Annotated in this window: 17 protein-coding genes; 10 read left to right on the top strand and 7 right to left on the bottom strand. The window is 67.8% G+C overall.

Going from position 1 to position 14,553, the window contains the following annotated elements; all coding sequences use genetic code 11:
- Nucleotides 1-14 precede the first annotated feature (14 nt).
- A complete protein-coding gene (locus ACG04R_RS02970; protein ID WP_394406356.1) occupies nucleotides 15-1,175 on the bottom strand; it encodes an SGNH/GDSL hydrolase family protein in 1,161 nt (386 codons plus the stop codon).
- Nucleotides 1,176-1,594: 419 nt separating this feature from the next.
- On the opposite strand from ACG04R_RS02970, the gene ACG04R_RS02965 reads away from it, so the two are divergent.
- The 3 genes from ACG04R_RS02965 to ACG04R_RS02955 all read left to right on the top strand — a co-directional run bounded on the left by ACG04R_RS02965 (nucleotide 1,595) and on the right by ACG04R_RS02955 (nucleotide 3,175).
- Nucleotides 1,595-1,912, top strand: coding sequence for a nucleotide pyrophosphohydrolase (locus tag ACG04R_RS02965; protein WP_394406355.1), 318 nt, complete (start codon nucleotides 1,595-1,597; stop codon nucleotides 1,910-1,912).
- Nucleotides 1,912-2,562 carry a 3'-5' exonuclease gene (locus ACG04R_RS02960; RefSeq protein ID WP_394406353.1) on the top strand — a complete coding sequence of 217 codons (651 nt, stop codon included), beginning with the start codon at nucleotides 1,912-1,914 and terminating at the stop codon, nucleotides 2,560-2,562. The genes ACG04R_RS02965 and ACG04R_RS02960 overlap by 1 nt, the downstream gene beginning before the upstream one ends.
- A 94-nt stretch (nucleotides 2,563-2,656) precedes the next feature.
- Nucleotides 2,657-3,175 carry a GNAT family N-acetyltransferase gene (locus ACG04R_RS02955; RefSeq protein WP_394406351.1) on the top strand — a complete coding sequence of 173 codons (519 nt, stop codon included), beginning with the start codon at nucleotides 2,657-2,659 and terminating at the stop codon, nucleotides 3,173-3,175.
- Nucleotides 3,176-3,304: 129 nt separating this feature from the next.
- On the opposite strand, the gene ACG04R_RS02950 is transcribed toward ACG04R_RS02955, so the two are convergent.
- On the bottom strand, nucleotides 3,305-4,345 hold the full coding sequence (locus ACG04R_RS02950) for a hypothetical protein (protein WP_394406349.1): 1,041 nt from the start codon (nucleotides 4,343-4,345) through the stop codon (nucleotides 3,305-3,307).
- 127 nt (nucleotides 4,346-4,472) lie between these two features.
- Between ACG04R_RS02950 and ACG04R_RS02945 the strand changes: the two genes are divergently transcribed.
- From ACG04R_RS02945 to ACG04R_RS02930, 4 genes are all read left to right on the top strand, one after another.
- Nucleotides 4,473-5,444: a helix-turn-helix transcriptional regulator gene (locus tag ACG04R_RS02945; protein ID WP_394406347.1), complete on the top strand. Its 972-nt coding sequence runs from the start codon at nucleotides 4,473-4,475 to the stop codon at nucleotides 5,442-5,444.
- Between the two features lie 89 nt (nucleotides 5,445-5,533).
- Entirely contained in the window at nucleotides 5,534-5,842 is a 309-nt protein-coding gene (locus ACG04R_RS02940; protein WP_394406345.1) for an ElaB/YgaM/YqjD family protein, read from the top strand.
- Nucleotides 5,839-6,219: a phage holin family protein gene (locus ACG04R_RS02935; RefSeq protein WP_394406343.1), complete on the top strand. Its 381-nt coding sequence runs from the start codon at nucleotides 5,839-5,841 to the stop codon at nucleotides 6,217-6,219. Before ACG04R_RS02940 ends, ACG04R_RS02935 begins: the two co-directional genes overlap by 4 nt.
- Nucleotides 6,216-6,515 (top strand): hypothetical protein, encoded by a 300-nt coding sequence (locus ACG04R_RS02930; RefSeq protein ID WP_394406342.1) that lies wholly within the window; start codon nucleotides 6,216-6,218, stop codon nucleotides 6,513-6,515. The genes ACG04R_RS02935 and ACG04R_RS02930 overlap by 4 nt, the downstream gene beginning before the upstream one ends.
- Before the next feature lie 157 nt (nucleotides 6,516-6,672).
- Here ACG04R_RS02930 and ACG04R_RS02925 read toward each other — a convergent pair whose 3' ends face one another.
- Genes ACG04R_RS02925 through ACG04R_RS02910 form a run of 4 tightly spaced genes read right to left on the bottom strand, consistent with a single transcriptional unit; the run spans nucleotide 6,673 to nucleotide 10,004 of the window.
- Nucleotides 6,673-7,158 (bottom strand): hypothetical protein, encoded by a 486-nt coding sequence (locus tag ACG04R_RS02925; RefSeq protein ID WP_394406340.1) that lies wholly within the window; start codon nucleotides 7,156-7,158, stop codon nucleotides 6,673-6,675.
- Nucleotides 7,155-7,736 carry a cob(I)yrinic acid a,c-diamide adenosyltransferase gene (locus tag ACG04R_RS02920; RefSeq protein WP_394406338.1) on the bottom strand — a complete coding sequence of 194 codons (582 nt, stop codon included), beginning with the start codon at nucleotides 7,734-7,736 and terminating at the stop codon, nucleotides 7,155-7,157. The genes ACG04R_RS02925 and ACG04R_RS02920 overlap by 4 nt, the downstream gene beginning before the upstream one ends.
- Before the next feature lie 40 nt (nucleotides 7,737-7,776).
- Nucleotides 7,777-9,729, bottom strand: a complete 1,953-nt coding sequence (locus ACG04R_RS02915; RefSeq protein WP_394406336.1) for a methyl-accepting chemotaxis protein — start codon at nucleotides 9,727-9,729, stop codon at nucleotides 7,777-7,779.
- Between the two features lie 44 nt (nucleotides 9,730-9,773).
- Complete coding sequence (locus tag ACG04R_RS02910; RefSeq protein WP_394406334.1) at nucleotides 9,774-10,004, bottom strand: hypothetical protein; 231 nt, start codon at nucleotides 10,002-10,004, stop codon at nucleotides 9,774-9,776.
- An 88-nt stretch (nucleotides 10,005-10,092) separates the two neighbouring features.
- Here ACG04R_RS02910 and ACG04R_RS02905 point away from each other — a divergent pair, with 88 nt between their 5' ends.
- The 3 genes from ACG04R_RS02905 (at nucleotide 10,093) to ACG04R_RS02895 (ending at nucleotide 13,739) form a co-directional block, all read left to right on the top strand.
- Nucleotides 10,093-11,499, top strand: a complete 1,407-nt coding sequence (locus tag ACG04R_RS02905; RefSeq protein ID WP_394406332.1) for an FAD-binding oxidoreductase — start codon at nucleotides 10,093-10,095, stop codon at nucleotides 11,497-11,499.
- Between the two features lie 143 nt (nucleotides 11,500-11,642).
- Entirely contained in the window at nucleotides 11,643-12,062 is a 420-nt protein-coding gene (locus ACG04R_RS02900; RefSeq protein ID WP_394406330.1) for a hypothetical protein, read from the top strand.
- A 252-nt stretch (nucleotides 12,063-12,314) separates the two neighbouring features.
- Entirely contained in the window at nucleotides 12,315-13,739 is a 1,425-nt protein-coding gene (locus tag ACG04R_RS02895; protein ID WP_394406328.1) for a cytochrome P450, read from the top strand.
- Nucleotides 13,740-13,748: 9 nt separating this feature from the next.
- On the opposite strand, the gene ACG04R_RS02890 is transcribed toward ACG04R_RS02895, so the two are convergent.
- Nucleotides 13,749-14,543, bottom strand: coding sequence for a hypothetical protein (locus tag ACG04R_RS02890; RefSeq protein WP_394406326.1), 795 nt, complete (start codon nucleotides 14,541-14,543; stop codon nucleotides 13,749-13,751).
- Nucleotides 14,544-14,553 lie beyond the last annotated feature (10 nt).

The raw sequence follows: 14,553 nt of genomic DNA, 5'->3' as shown, positions 1-14,553 counted from the left end.
TGTGATGCCGCGGCTTACAGCCAGCCCTTGATGGACAGGGACTTGGCGATGAGCTGCTGCGTCAGCTGGTGGCCGTAGGGCGTGGGGTGGAAACTGTCGGAGAAACCGTAGCTCTTCCACCAGTCGGTGCTGGTCTTGCCCGCAGTCGCCGACAGCGCGGTGTCCGTGCAGGTCGGGAAGGTGTAGGACGGCAGGCCGCTGCTGTCGACACCGGTGGCGGGGCAGGCCGGCGTCGACACGTTGGTCAGGCCGAACTGCGCCGGCGTGGCGATCTGATCCTGGAAGGCCTTGTAGAAGTCGACGACGATGACACTGTCGTTGCCGGCCAGCTTGGCGGCGAGCTCGGTGTTGAAGGCCGAGATCCAGCTCTGGAACAGCGCCTGCGACTGCGCGCGCGCCGTGGCGCCGGCCGTGCCGCCGCCGTAGGCCGCGGCGACGCTATCCAGCACCATCTGGAAGCGCGGCGTGAACGTGATGTCGGGGATGTTCATGACGACCACGTGGGTCGCACCCTTGTCCAGCACGCTGGCCTTGATGGACGCGTAGAACTTGTCGGCCAGGGCCGTCATGTAGGCGCCGCCGATGGCAGCCGTCGTCGTCGCACCACCCGTCAGCGCCGTGGTGATCTGGGTAGGCGTCAGCAGGGTGCCGAGCAGGGCCGAGTAGCTGGCCGCACTGTCCTTGGGTGCCGCGAGGTAGGCACCGACCAGATCGGCCGCGTCGTTGCCGCCGCCGTCGACGATGACCAGATCGCTGGCCGTGAAGCTGCCTGCTGCAGCAAACGTGGCCATCTGCGTGCCGATGGTCTGCGGGTTCGCGGCGCCACCCTGGCTCGCGGCCACCGTGATGCGGCCACCACCGATGGCGAAGTTGGTGCAGCCGGTCTTGGCCGTGTTGGCGACGAAGGTCGTGCCGTTGTAGGCGAAGAAGTTGCAGAGCGTCTGACCGTAGTTGGACGCAATGCGCTCGACGTAGATGGGATTGCTGGCCGCCTGGACCGTGAACTTGTAGCCGAAGGTACCGCTGTCCTGCAGGCTGTCGCCGAACACCTTGACCGAGCTGATGGAGACCTTGGGCGTCGTGTCCGCCGTGGCGCCGCCACCGCAGCCCGATACGAGCAGGCCGCTCAACAGCGCGGCAGAGGCCGCAGCGATCCGGGTCAGGAAGGGTTTCATCAATGTCTCCTAGGCGACAGCACTACATCAGTCGCATGAAATTCGGGGAGGGCAACTCTATAGCGGCATTTTTCGAACGGTCGTTCGTTTTTTCCCTGAATGCGCGTAAAGAACAACGTAGAAGGGCTCTGGAAGGGTCGGAAAACCGCTTTAGGTTGCAGCCTCTAACTCGGCCTGAGCAACCCTGTGGATGGTGCTGGGACAACCGTCCAGATATCCACAGGCCGGCCGCGGTCCGCGGAGTTGTTCCCAAATGCGAGACAACTCGTCCGGGGGGTGGCGCACAGGCTTTTGCTGCAGCCAAGCGCTTGCCACGCAACGGGTTTTTGGTCTTGTCCACAGCGCAGGCGGCCCTCTACCACCACGACTACCTTTAAATCTTCAATACAGTTTGGAATACATAGGACAACTTTTCCTCCATGGACATCCCCGCCCTGCAGCGTCGGCTGCGCCACTTCGCCGACGAGCGCGACTGGCAGCCCTACCAAACCCCCAAGAACCTCGCGATGGCGATGACGGTGGAAGCCGCCGAACTGCTGGAAATCTTTCAGTGGCTGACACCCGAGCAGTCGCTGTCGCTCAGTGACGACCAGCGTCGCCATCTTGGTGAGGAGTTGTCGGACGTGCTGCTCTATCTCGTCCAGATCGCCGACCACGGCGGCGTGGATCTGGAAACCGCGGTCGAGCGCAAGCTGGCAATGAACGCCATCAAGCACCCGCCACTGAAGAAGTCTTGATGAGGACGGAAACCATCGCCGTCGTCGACTTCGAGACCACCGGACTCGGGCCGACGAGTGGAGGGCGTGCCACCGAGATCGCCGCCGTGCTCGTGCGCGAAGGCGTTGTCGTGGACCGCTGGAGCAGCCTGATGAACAGCGGCGCCTGGGTGCCGCCCTACATCCAGGCCCTGACCGGCATCACGAACGAGATGCTGGCCGATGCGCCTGACTCGACCTCCGTCATGCGTGAGCTCGCGCGCTTCACCGAGGGCTGCCCGCTGGTGGCGCATAACGCGTCCTTCGACCGGGGCTTCTGGCAGGCCGAAATGGCCCAGGCAGGTGTCGCGTCCGACCCGGCACACGAGTTCGCCTGCACGGTGCTGCTGTCGCGGCGGCTGTGGCCCGAGGCGAAGAGTCACTCGCTGGGCGCCATGACGGACTTTCACGGCATCCGCTTCAGCGGCCGCGCGCACCGCGCCATGGCCGACGCACTCGTGACGGCCGAGCTGCTGCTGAAGGTGCGTGCCGAAGTCGCAAGCCGTTTCGCGATGGACCTGAATGGCGCGGAAGTCGATCACGCGCTGCTGTCCTGCCTGCAGCGCACGCCGCTGCGCTGGCTCAGGCGCGGCCTGGTGGAGCATGTAAAGGCGCAGAAACAGCCGGCTTGAGCAAAGGAAAAATTTCTGTCAAGAGCCAACGGCACCGACTTGGGCAAGGACAATCCCGGCCTTTCGTGCCCGTGTATTGCTCAAGAAGAATTCCATGTCCGTGATCCAGGTTCGCCCCGCCACCCTGCGCGATGCCAAGGCCATCGCCGAGATCCACGTCGCCGCCAGCCAGGATGCCTACAAGTCCCTGCTGCCTGCCGCCGCGCTGGACGCGATGTCGGTGCAGAAGCGCCAGGCCTTCTGGCGCGAGGCCATCGACCTCTGCGAGCCGCAGGTCATCGTGGCCCATCTGGACAACAAGATCATGGGCTTCGCCGGCTTCGACCGTTCGCGCGACAAGGGCACGCCCGCCACGACCGGCGAGGTCTGGGCGCTGTTCGCCAGCCCCGAGCATCTGGACAAGGGCGTCGGCCTGGCGCTGTGGGATGCCACGCGCGATGGCCTGCAGGAAGAAGGCTGCACCAAGGCTACGCTCTGGTGCTACCTGCGCAACGAGCGTGCGCTGCGTTTCTTCGAGCTGGCCGGTTTCAAGCGTGAGCTGGGCAGCGCCCGCACGACGGAAGTTGGCGGCGCCCGCGTCGAGGAAATCCGCCTGTTCCGCTCGCTGGTCTAAAAGAGTTTTTCGGGACGAGCGCCGGGCCGCCCCAAGCCGGCCCGCCTTGGGCGATGTGTTTGCGGCTCGATGCCGCAAGCATCGCCGTCCCCTCGGGGGACCGACCAAGGTACTCCTTGGGCGAGGGGCTCACATGTAGCCTCCCGTTGCCAGCGCCCAGCCGTCGGTCGCGTCGTCATGACGCTGCACATGCACGGGGCACAGCTTCTTCGCGGCGGCACGTTCCACCAGCGCTTCGGCCTGCTCCGGTGTCAGCTGCAGCGCAAAACGCGCCCAGCGCTTCTGCACCAACGGCAGCGCCCAGGCGTCTTCCAGCGCCCAGCGGATTTCGTGCGGCTCCTGCAGCTCCGCAGCAGCCAGCACGCGCGGCGCCAGCGCCAGCAGGAAGCGATTGAAGTCGCCGCGCAGCGCGTCGGTCGGCAGCAGCGCCTCGAGCCGGCTCAGGCGGGCGCTCCAGCCCGGCGTGGCGAGTTGGCGTGTGACCAGGGCCTGCAACGCCTGGATGGGGTTGAACAGGCGCAGCCGGTTCGGCGGCAGCACGCGCAGCGGAATCCGCGCGGCGTCCTCGTGGCTCAGCGGCGTGACGAAGCTGGCCAGCACGGCCAGGCGTTCCCATTCGGCTTCAGCCAGACCGCCGATGCGCGTGATCGGGCCGGCGGCGCAGCTGGCGGCCATGTCCAGCAGTGCCTGGTGGCCGCGGCTGCCCTTGGCCCGGTTGGCGTGCTGGCTCATGACGGCCAGGTTGCCGGCCGCGTAACCGGCGTCGTCACGGACGCGGTCGATGCTGCGGTTGTCGTCGCCCAGCAGCTCGCGGGTGATGGGGCAGTGCGTCGTGTCCAGCTGGGCGAGGTGGTGCGGCGTGAGCTGGATGTCCTCGAAGCTGCGGCCACGCGTCCAGGCGTGGGTGCGCAGCGCCAGCCAGAGTTCGACCTGCGGACTGGCCGGCGTGCGCACGGGGCGGCCGCGGGTGGCCATCCAGCCGCGCTGCAGCGGCGACTGCGGGTAGAGGTGGGCGATGGGCGGCGTGATGCCGTGCAGTGCGTAGTCGCGGCCCAGCGCCAGGCCGATGCGTTCGTGGGCGCTGATGGCGGCAGGGGCTTCGTCCATGTCCAGGTCGAACTGGACGAAGGCGGTCTGGACGGCGGCTTGGGTGTTGAAGACGGCTTGCATGTCGGTGCTCCTGAGGTGAGAGGCACGCCGATGAGTCGCGGGCCTTGCAAGCAGTCTGTGAGCCTGGTGGCTCATGAGATGATCCACCGAGAAAACACTGTGGATATTTTCAGGAACCCGCCGCGCCATGGATCGCACCGAACGCTTCTACAAGATCGAGCACCTGATCCGCTCCCGCGGCTGCGTGTCGTTCGCCGAGTTGATCGAGGCGCTGGAGGTGTCGCCGGCCACGCTCAAGCGTGACCTGGCCTATCTGCGCGAGCGGCTGGACGCGCCCATCGAGTACGACGCCGGCGAGAACGGCTACCGCTTCGGCCAGCAGTGGCGCGGCGGCAAGCACGAGCTGCCGGGCGTATGGTTCAACGAGGCCGAACTGCACGCGCTGCTGACGATGCAGCAGATGCTGGCGGGGCTGGATGAGCAGGGCGTCGTCGGCCGCCACCTGCAGCCGATGTTCGACAAGATCACCGGCATGCTGGGCGTGGACGCTGCCGAGGCCGAGGAACTGCGGCGGCGCGTCAAGCTCATCGGCACGGCCAGAAGGCGCATGGCCAGCGACAGCTTCGAGACCGTCGGCAGCGCCGTCGTGAAGCGGCGCCGGCTGCAGATCCGCTATCGCAAGAAGACCGGTGCCGGCGGCGTCAGCGAGCGCGAGGTGTCGCCGCAGCGGCTGGTGCACCACCGCCACGCCTGGTACCTGGACGCCTTCTGCCACCGGAGCCAGGGCCTGCGCCGCTTCGCGCTGGACGGCATCGAGGCGGCGACGCTGCTGGACGCCGAGGCGCAAGCCCTGGCCCTGGACGAGCTGGAGGCCGAGCTGGATCGCGGCTACGGCATCTTCGCCGGCGGCACGCCGCGCGAGGCCGAGTTGCTGTTCAGCCCGGAAGCGGCGGCCTGGGTGTCGCGCGAGGAATGGCATCCGGCGCAGAAGAGCGAGTTCCTGCCCGACGGCCGCTGGCGGCTGCAGTTGCCCTACGTCGACGACACCGAGTTGCTGATGGACCTGTTGCGCCACGCTGGGCAGGTCGAGGTGGTGGCGCCGGCGGCGCTGCGCGAGGCTTATGCGCAGCGGCTGCGGCAGGCGGTGGCGGGCCTGTAGGACAAGCCCGCTTCGTTTGAGGGATGTCATGTCGGCCGGCGGGCAACCGCGTTAGGCTTGACCCGTCATCCACGACTGAGGAGCTGGCAATGAGTGATGCAATCCAGGCGAAAGAAAAGCTGGCGTCGGACTTCCGCGCCGTGATGGACGATATCGATGCGCTGATGACGGCCACCGGCAAGGAGGCCACGGGCGAAGCCAAGGCGCTGCGCGAGCGCATCCGGGACCGTCTCGACGGCGCCAAGGACAAGCTGCTGGACGCCCAGCATGAGGCGGTGAAGCGCGCCAAGGATGCTGCGATCGCGACCGATGAGTACGTGCATGCCAATCCCTGGCAGGCCATCGGCGCTGCAGCGGCCGTCGGCCTGGCGCTTGGCGTGCTGATCGGCCGCCGTTGAGCGATTCCAAGGAGCCCGTTTCCGGGCCGCTGCGGCGGCTCGGAACTTCCTTGCTGACGCTGGGCCGCATCCGGCTCGAACTGCTGGCCATCGAGGCGCAGGAAGAGAAGGAGCGTGTCGCCGGCCTGGCGCTGTGGGCCGTGCTCGCGGCGTTGCTGGCGGGCTTCGGCCTGTTGATGGTGCTGCTGCTCGTCGTCGTGGCGCTGTGGGACAGCTACCGGCTGCTGGCCATCGGTGGAGCTGCCGTGGTGCTGCTCGCGGCCGCGGCTGTGGCGTTCGCCAAGCTCAAGGCGTTGCTGGCCCAGCCAACGACGTTGTTCCGCGCCAGCATCGGCGAATTGTGCGAGGACGCGGACGCGCTGCGCCGCCGGCCATGATCCCGACCATCCCCGACGACCCGCGGCTGCGTGACGAGCGCAAGGCCAACCTGCTGCTGGCATCGGAGCTGTTGCGAGGCCAGGTGGGCCGCGACGTGGACGATCTCGGCGAGCGCGCCGACGCCGTGGTGCACCGTGTGCTGGTCGTGCGCGGCTGGCTGTCCGACCCGACCGTGCTGGCAGCGGCAGGCGGCGCGGCTGCCTTCTTCGCGACGGCGGGGCAGAAGCGCCGCGGCAAGTTGCTGGGCGCCTTGCGCTGGGCCTGGCTGGCCTGGCGGATCTGGCGCAGGCGCTGACGGATCAACGCGGCTGGAAACGCTGGCCGTCCCACACGAAGCGCTTCTCGACCTGACGCGTCGTTGCCCGCGGGGCAGCGCTGTTCTTCCAGCTGGAACACCAGTTGGCCGTCGCTGTCGGACCGCACGCTTTTCACTTCGGCGGCCGAGCCCTTGCTCACGTGGGTGCCGCACAGGCCGGATTCGGGGTCGGCTGCACCTCGATCACCTTTTGCAGCGCGAAGCTGCCGGTGCCCTTGCCGCGTTGCAGCAGCAGCACCTGATAGCCGGTGAACCACTCGCCACCCCCCAGGGCTGAGGTCTTCAGCAGCGCGAAGTGCTTGCCGGAGCGATCATCGAACTCCATGGCCACGCTGATGCCCCGGCGTTGCGCACCGTCCGGGAAGTCGTAGCTGCCTGTCCTCGCGTCGAAGAAGTAGAGGCCTTGCGCGATGGGCGCCGTGTCGGCGACCACGACGAGGAATTCGCGGTTGTTCAGGCGGAAGCAGGCGTCGGGCTTGGGCAACTCGGGCTTGCCGGCGTAGAACACCTGCAGCGCGTTGAACGCCGGTGTCTTCAGCGCCGACTCGCAGGGCTCGAAGAAGGCCGTGGCGTGTGCCGCTCTGGCGGTGGCGAGCAACGCGATGGCGAATCCGTGCTTCATTCCACCGCGTCCAGCCGCTTCATGCGCTCGCTCTGCCAGTAGACGTCGTCGCCGCCCAGGCCGTCGAGGTTGGCGCGGTTCAGCACGCGGGCCAGCACGAAGAGCAGGTCAGACAGGCGGTTCAGGTATTGCCGCGGCGCGGCGCGGATCTGTTCGGTCGCTGCGAGTGTGATGACGGCGCGTTCGGCGCGGCGTGCCACGGTGCGGCAGACATGCGCGATGGCTGCGCTGCGCGTGCCGGCCGGCAGGATGAATTCCTTCAGCCGCGGCAGATGCTCGTTGTAGTGCCCCAGCGCCTCGTCCAGCCGCAGCACGGCGGCGTCCTTCAGCAGTTCGCCACCAGGCCATGAGAGCTCGCCGCCGAGGTTGAACAGCTCGTGCTGGATCGTGATCAGCAGGTCGCGGATGTCGTCGGGCAGTGGCTCGGCCAGCAGCAGGCCGAGGTTGGAGTTCAACTCGTCGACGTCGCCCATGGCCTGCACGCGCAGGTGGTCCTTGGGGACGCGGCTGCCGTCGCTGAGGCCGGTGGTGCCGTCGTCGCCGGTGCGGGTGGCGATCTGGGAAAGGCGGTTGCCCATGGTCGGATGCAGGTCGTTGGACGGACCTGCATCCTGCCACTCAATGCCGTGCGGCCGGCATGCGGAAGGTGTTGACCAGCCCGGCCAGCTTCTCGGCCTGCTGTTGCAGGCTCATGCCGGCGGCGGCGGTTTCCTCGACGAGGGCGGCGTTCTGCTGGGTCAGCTGGTCCATGTGCGACACGGCCTCGCTGATCTGGCCGATGCCGCTGCTCTGCTCGCTGGAGGCGCGGCTGATGCTGGCGACGAGTTCGGCCAGCGAGCGGATGGTATCCACCGTCTCGCGCATCGTCGTGCCCGCATCCTGCACGAGGCGGGAACCGCTCTCGACCTGGCCGACGCTCTCGGAGATGAGCTGCTTGATCTGCTTGGCCGCCTCGGCCGAGCGGCCGGCCAGCGCACGCACCTCGGACGCGACGACGGCGAAGCCGCGCCCCTGCTCGCCGGCCCGCGCGGCCTCCACGGCGGCATTCAGCGCCAGGATGTTGGTCTGGAAGGCGATGCCGTCGATGACGGCAATGATTTCCTCGATGCGCCGGCTGCTGGTCTCGATGGCGCCCATCGTCGTGACCACCTGCTCGACGGCCTGGCCGCCCGAGGCCGCGACCGTGCTGGCGCGCTGGGCCAGGCTGCTGGCGTCGCTGGCCTGGTCGGCGTTGCTGCGCACGGTGGCGGTCAGCTCTTCCATGGAGCTGGCGGTTTCCTCCAGCGCCGAGGCCTGCTGCTCGGTGCGCTGCGACAGGTCGCGGTTGCCGGAGGCCAGCTCCTGCGAGGCCTGGGCCACTTCGCCGGCGTTGCTGCGCACCTCGCCGATGACGCCGCACAGGCTGTCGCGCATGGCCAGCAGCGCGGTCGTGAGCTGGCCGATCTCATCGTGGTTGCGCACGACCACCTCACCGCTCAGGTCGCGCGCGGCGATCTGCTCGGCCAGGGCGGCGGCGTGCTTCAACGGCTCGGTGATGCTGCGCGAGATGCTGCGGGTGATGACGAGGACGACGATCAGCATGCCGGCCAGCAGCGCGCCGACGATCCAGCTGCTGCGGCGCAGGCCGGCGACGCGCTCGGCGAGCAGCTCGTCCAGCGCCGTCATCGCGTCGTCGGCGACAACGTACATCGCGTCGATGGTGTGGGTGTAGCTGGCGATGTAGTCGGGCGCGGCGTAGCCGAGTTCATCCTTGCCGATGAGCTCGTCGCGCGTGAGCTTCAGCGAGCCCTTGACCTGCTCGTCCAGCGCGGCGATCTTGCCGCTGAGTCGCGTCCTCAGCGCGTCGTTGACGGCGAAGCTCTTGTCGAACGCGATGCCCATGCCGTGGTGCTGCTCCTCGGCCTGCGCCACGAGACCGGCCAGCAGCGTGCGGCCTTCGGGGCCGATCCTGCCCTCGGCCAGGAAGCCGGCGCCGCGGGCGCGTGTCTGGCCCAGCGCCTCGGTGGCGGTGGGCAGGCGGGCCAGCGTGGCGCTGATGAGGAAGTAGGTGTCGGCCTGCGGGTCGAGGATGAGGCCGGTCTGATCGATGAGTTGGTCCAGCAGCCGGAAATAGACCTGGATGAGCTGGGCGTGCAGCGTGCTGCTCTCGGCTGCCTTCAGGCCCCTGGCACCGACCTGGCTGGACAGGGACTGCCAGCGCTGCTGTGCGTCCGACCATGTGGCGCGCATCGCGTCGGTGGCGCCGCTGTCTTTCAGCAGGGCGTCGACGTCGGCGAATTGTTTGATGACCTCGGCGTTCTTGGCCGAGCGCGCAGCCTGCACGGTGTCGTTGCCGCCCAGCAGCGCCGCCGACAGACCGCGGTGCTGCTGCGTCAGCTGGGTGAGCCGCACGAGCTGGCGTGCGGGGGCCAGGCCGTCGAGCTCACCTTGCGCGGCCTGGGCCAGCTGGCGGGCCTGGCGTACCTGGAAGGCCGAAGGGATGCTGATGGCGATCAGCACCAGCAAAGCCAGCAGCAGCAGCTTGCGGCTGATGGTGAGGCTGGTCCTCGTTGAGTTGGTCTGCGGGGTCATGGTGTTATCTCCCTGAAGTCGTGCGTGACCCCGCACGCCGACGGTCAGTGTCGGCGGCCGCTACGGTGGAAGGCCGGCTTGCGCGTGGGGGCGTCGTGTGGCTGAAAGCCTGAAGCTGGACGCCACCGTGGCGCCGGCGAGGCATTTTGCGGGGGCTTGGGTGCGCTATCAGCGACCTCGCGCCAAGGAATGCTCAACAAGTCGAAGCGCGTCGCGCCGACGATGATGAGGACGGCGGCGGCGATGAGCAGCAGCCAGGTCAGGGTGGGGTCCATGCGGCTCTCCCAGGACATCGGTGTGGTGATGCTGTCACTGCGGCGCGGGCGCTGCAACACAATTCCTGCTTCGCTCCTGGAAGCCGCCATGAACGCGCCCGACACGCCCTTCTCCGCTCCGCCGCTGCCGGCCGCCCTGCTGGACGCGTTGCGCACCGACTTCGCCGAGCGCTGCTCGACCGCGCTGGCCGTGCGCGAGCAGCATGGCCGGGACGAATCCATCTTCGACGTGCCGCCGCCGCAGGCCGTCGTCTTCGCCGAGACCGAGGCGGAGGTGGCGCGTGTCGTGATGTTGTGCGCCTCGCACCGCGTGCCGGTCATCCCCTATGGCGCCGGCTCGTCGCTGGAAGGCCACCTGCTGGCCGTGCGTGGCGGCATCAGCCTGGACGTGTCGCGCATGAGCCGCATCCTGCGCATCGACGCCGAGGACCTGACCGTGACCGTGCAGCCCGGCGTCACGCGCAAGGCGCTGAACGAGGCGCTCAGGCACGAAGGCCTGTTCTTCCCCATCGACCCCGGCGCCGACGCCAGTCTGGGCGGCATGGCCGCCACGCGCGCCAGCGGCACGAACGCCGTGCGCTACGGCACGATGCGCGAGAACGTGCTGGCGCTGCGTTTCGTGGCCGCGAACGGCGACATCGTGCGCACCGGCTCGCGCGCGAAGAAGAGCAGCGCCGGCTATGACCTGACGCGGCTCGTCATCGGCAGCGAAGGCACGCTGGGCGTCATCACCGAGCTGACCGTGAAGGTGCATCCGCTGCCTGAGGCCCTGTCGGCGGCGGTGTGCTTCTTCCCCAGCATCGACGCGGCCGTGCGCACGGCGATGCAGGTCATCCAGATCGGCGTGCCCATTGCCCGTTGCGAGCTGCTGGACACCAACGCCATCAAGGCCGTCAACGCGCACGACAAGCTGGGGCTCAAGGAAGCACCGATGCTGCTGATGGAATTCCACGGCAGCGAGGCTGGCGTGGCCGAGCAGGCGGCCGTCGTGCAGGATGTGGCGGCCGAGTTTGGTGGCGAGGCCTTTGAGTGGGCCACGACGCCCGAGGCCCGCACGCGGCTGTGGACGGCGCGGCACCACGCCTACCTTTCCGGCCTGCAGATGCGCCCCGGCTGCCGCGCGATCACGACCGACACCTGCGTGCCGATCTCGCGGCTGGCCGAGAACATCAATGCGTCCATCGCCGAGGTCGAGGCCGCCGGCCTGCCCTACTTCGTCGTCGGCCACGTGGGCGACGGCAACTTCCACATGGCCTATCTGCTGGACCCGGCCGATCCGCAGGAACTGGCCACGGCGGAGCGGCTCAGCGCCCAGATGGTGGCGCGAGCCATTGCCATGGAGGGCACCTGCACCGGCGAGCATGGCATCGGGCTGCACAAGCAGGGCTTCCTGCTGGACGAGACGGGTGAGGAAGCGGTGGCGGTGATGCGGGCGGTGAAGGCGGCGCTGGACCCGGCGGGGATCATGAATCCGGGGAAGATATTCGCCGGTTGAAGTGGTCAGCGGCTGCTGGAGAACTTGTCACGACGTGCCGCTTCCGCCGGAAATTCAATGCTGTAGGGAATGCAGCCGAAAGGGAGAGTTTCTATGGAGATTCAATCACTTGGCAATGACGCCACGCGGCGATTTATAGCGCAGTGCGCCTGCATAAGCGGCGTTGGCTGTTTCCAGAAAACACGTTGGGCGAAATGAGATTCTTAACTCCATTTCAGCCACCAGATGAACTAGAAATGTTCGATCACGGCTTTGGGCTAGCCGCCGAGCATGATCCAGAAGAGGCTGTTCTGTCATTCTGTCGAAGCTATGAAGACTTCAGGCTACTTACTGTCACGTTCAAGATGGGTTACTCGTCGTCGGTTCATGTCTTGATTACCGAAAAAGAGGGCACTACTTCAAACTTGTCGGTTGAAGAAGTTGCCACATGGGGTTTCCAGTCATGGGAAGGCGAGTCAATATTGAGGTTTAGCTTTTCCAATACATTCGAGCACTTTGATCTGCGTCTTCACTATGAGCCAGCACCAAGAGTTTACTTTTGCGCACTTCCTCAAAGCGCCTGAAAATTCCGTCGAGAGGGACCGTAAGCTTCCCCAAAAATCTCGGTAGGCTGGGGTGAGTTATGCGAACCCCAGCGTTTTCGCAAACAATCTATTGGGATGAGCACGCGAATACCAGCATCTGGGCCAACGGAATTTGTTGGGCTTCACTTCGTTCAGCCCAACCTACCGAACTGCACCCAGTCCCGAAACCCTCGTGGCGCCGTCCTCAAGTTGAACGACCCGCGCGGCAACCTCGGCTCCTAGACTGGCCCGATGGACAACACCACTACCGCCCCGCGCCGTTTCGACGACCTGCCCGGCCCGCGCGGCGTGCCGGTGTTCGGCAACCTGCTGCAGATGGACTCGACGCGCGTGCACCAGCAGGTGGAGGCCTGGTGCCAGGCCTACAGCGGCGTCTTCAAGTTGCGGCTGGGCAAGCGCCGCGTCGTCGTCGTCGGTGACCACGAGCTGATCAGCACGTTGCTGCGCGACCGGCCGGATGGATTCCGGCGCACGGAGCGGCTGGAGCAGGTGGGCTCCGAGATGGGACTGACTGCCGGGCTGTTCGCGTCCAACGGCGAGGTGTGGAAGCGCCAGCGCCGCATGGTCATGGCCGGGTTCGACCCGGTGCATGTGAAGCGCTACTACCCGGCGCTGCTGCGCGTAGCGCAGCGGCTCGTCTCGCGTTGGCAGATCGCAGCCAGCGACGGCCGGCGCATCGAGCTGCAGGCGGACCTGATGCGCTTCACGGTGGACGCCGTGGCGGGGCTGGCGTTCGGCGAGGACGTCAACACGCTGCAGTCCGACGAGGACATCATCCAGCAGCACCTGAACCGCATCTTCCCGGCGCTGTTCCGGCGAATGTTCGCGCCGTTCCCGACCTGGCGCTGGTGGCCGTCGGCCGAGGACCGGGCGCTGACGAAGAGCGTGGCGGCGATCGACGTGGCCGTGCAGGGCTTCATCACGAAGGCGCGCGGGCGGCTGGCCGCCGACCCGGGTCTGCGTGCCGAACCGTCCAACCTGCTGGAAGCGATGCTGGTGGCGGCCGACGAGCCCGGCAGCAGCATCGATGACGCACAGGTGGCCGGCAACGTGCTGACGATGCTGCTGGCCGGTGAGGACACGACGGCCAACACGCTGGCCTGGATGATCTGGCTGTTGTGGCAGCACCCCGAGGCGCTGGCCGCCGCGCGCGAGGAGGTGGACCGCGTGCTGGGCGATGCGGCGCTGCCGGATCTGACGCAACTCGCTGCGCTGGACTTCGTCGAAGCCTGCGCGCACGAGACGATGCGGCTGCGGCCGGTGGCGCCCATCAACACGATGCAGGCGCTGCGCGACACGCGGTTGGGTGATGTGGAGATCCCGGCGGGCACGCTGGTCATGGCCGTCATGCGGCACGACGCCACCAGCGAGCGCCACCTGCCCGACGCCGCCGCGTTCGACCCCGGTCGCTGGCTGCGCGATGCCAAGCAGGCTGGCATGGCCAAGCGGCTGTCCATGCCTTTCGGCGCGGGGCCGCGCATCTGCCCGGGGCGTTACCTGGCGCTGATGGAGATCAAGCTGGCTTGTGCCACGCTGCTGCGCCACTTCGACATCACGTCGGTGGACACGCCCGACGGCCAGGCGCCGCGCGAGCTGCTGCAGCTGGCGATGGGGCCGGTGGGCTTGTCGATGACGCTGAAGGCGCGAGTGCGCTGACCCGTGGGGTCAGTGCCCGAACTCGCGCCGCAGCAGCAGTGCCGATGCGAGGCCGGCCAGCGACAGGCGCAGTTCGGGCGCCGCGTCGGGCTTGATCCACACGGTGCCGGCACCGTGCGTGGACACGGCGGCCACCGCCTGCCCCTCCAGCTCGAAGGCGTAGCCGAATGCCTGCCCCTGCGCGAAGCCGGGCATCGTCGCCGCGCGGCCATCGCGGCCCTTGAACTGCTGCAGCGGCGTCAGCGTGACGCGCCGGCCGGTGTCGTCCTCGGCCCAGCCTTGCAGCGGCAGCGTGCCGTCGTCTCGCAGCGCGAAGCGCCAGCCAGGCTGGGCCGCATCGGCCGGTTGCACGGTGCCGATGACGCTGATTTGGCGCGTGAAGTCGGCGCCGAAATCCGTGGGCACGCCGAACCAGCGGGTGATCCAGTCGCGGCGCTGCTGGTCGAGCTGGCTGGTGAGCTGCACGTCGGCCTCGGCGCCTGCCGGCCCGACGAGCGTGAATCGCAACTGCTGCGAGGCCGTGCGGAAGGCGTCGTCGTAGCGGCGTTGGTAGAGCCCCAGGTCCACGTGGGTGCAGCCGCCGGGGCAGGCCGTGGTGCGATCCCTTTCGCGGGACTTGAGGTCGCGCGTGGCGTAGTCGCCAAAGCGCAGCGCGCGGTTGGGCATCCAGCCCTGGCGGCCGCTGACGGCCCAGGGCGCAACGCCGGCCAGCGAGGCTGGCGGCATCACCTCCAGCGGCGCCACGGCGCAGGCCGCCAGGCTGGCGGCGAGCCACAGGGTGATGGGGAGACAGCGCAGGGTCATGGGGCCGCAG

Source organism: Pelomonas candidula, assembly GCF_043555985.1.
GTDB classification, from domain to species: Bacteria; Pseudomonadota; Gammaproteobacteria; order Burkholderiales; family Burkholderiaceae_C; genus Pelomonas; species Pelomonas candidula.
This window is presented reverse-complemented; position numbering and strand designations above follow the sequence as displayed.

What these genes read in the sequence shown, in the direction of transcription:
- ACG04R_RS02950 (WP_394406349.1), bottom strand. Translation starts at nt 4,345, where the DNA reads ATGCAAGCCGTCTTCAACACCCAAGCCGCCGTCCAGACCGCCTTCGTC.
- ACG04R_RS02890 (WP_394406326.1), bottom strand. Translation starts at nt 14,543, where the DNA reads ATGACCCTGCGCTGTCTCCCCATCACCCTGTGGCTCGCCGCCAGCCTG.
- ACG04R_RS02965 (WP_394406355.1), top strand. Translation starts at nt 1,595, where the DNA reads ATGGACATCCCCGCCCTGCAGCGTCGGCTGCGCCACTTCGCCGACGAG.
- ACG04R_RS02910 (WP_394406334.1), bottom strand. Translation starts at nt 10,004, where the DNA reads ATGGACCCCACCCTGACCTGGCTGCTGCTCATCGCCGCCGCCGTCCTC.
- ACG04R_RS02970 (WP_394406356.1), bottom strand. Translation starts at nt 1,175, where the DNA reads ATGAAACCCTTCCTGACCCGGATCGCTGCGGCCTCTGCCGCGCTGTTG.
- ACG04R_RS02940 (WP_394406345.1), top strand. Translation starts at nt 5,534, where the DNA reads ATGAGTGATGCAATCCAGGCGAAAGAAAAGCTGGCGTCGGACTTCCGC.
- ACG04R_RS02945 (WP_394406347.1), top strand. Translation starts at nt 4,473, where the DNA reads ATGGATCGCACCGAACGCTTCTACAAGATCGAGCACCTGATCCGCTCC.
- ACG04R_RS02925 (WP_394406340.1), bottom strand. Translation starts at nt 7,158, where the DNA reads ATGAAGCACGGATTCGCCATCGCGTTGCTCGCCACCGCCAGAGCGGCA.
- ACG04R_RS02930 (WP_394406342.1), top strand. Translation starts at nt 6,216, where the DNA reads ATGATCCCGACCATCCCCGACGACCCGCGGCTGCGTGACGAGCGCAAG.
- ACG04R_RS02955 (WP_394406351.1), top strand. Translation starts at nt 2,657, where the DNA reads ATGTCCGTGATCCAGGTTCGCCCCGCCACCCTGCGCGATGCCAAGGCC.
- ACG04R_RS02960 (WP_394406353.1), top strand. Translation starts at nt 1,912, where the DNA reads ATGAGGACGGAAACCATCGCCGTCGTCGACTTCGAGACCACCGGACTC.
- ACG04R_RS02895 (WP_394406328.1), top strand. Translation starts at nt 12,315, where the DNA reads ATGGACAACACCACTACCGCCCCGCGCCGTTTCGACGACCTGCCCGGC.
- ACG04R_RS02920 (WP_394406338.1), bottom strand. Translation starts at nt 7,736, where the DNA reads ATGGGCAACCGCCTTTCCCAGATCGCCACCCGCACCGGCGACGACGGC.
- ACG04R_RS02905 (WP_394406332.1), top strand. Translation starts at nt 10,093, where the DNA reads ATGAACGCGCCCGACACGCCCTTCTCCGCTCCGCCGCTGCCGGCCGCC.
- ACG04R_RS02915 (WP_394406336.1), bottom strand. Translation starts at nt 9,729, where the DNA reads ATGACCCCGCAGACCAACTCAACGAGGACCAGCCTCACCATCAGCCGC.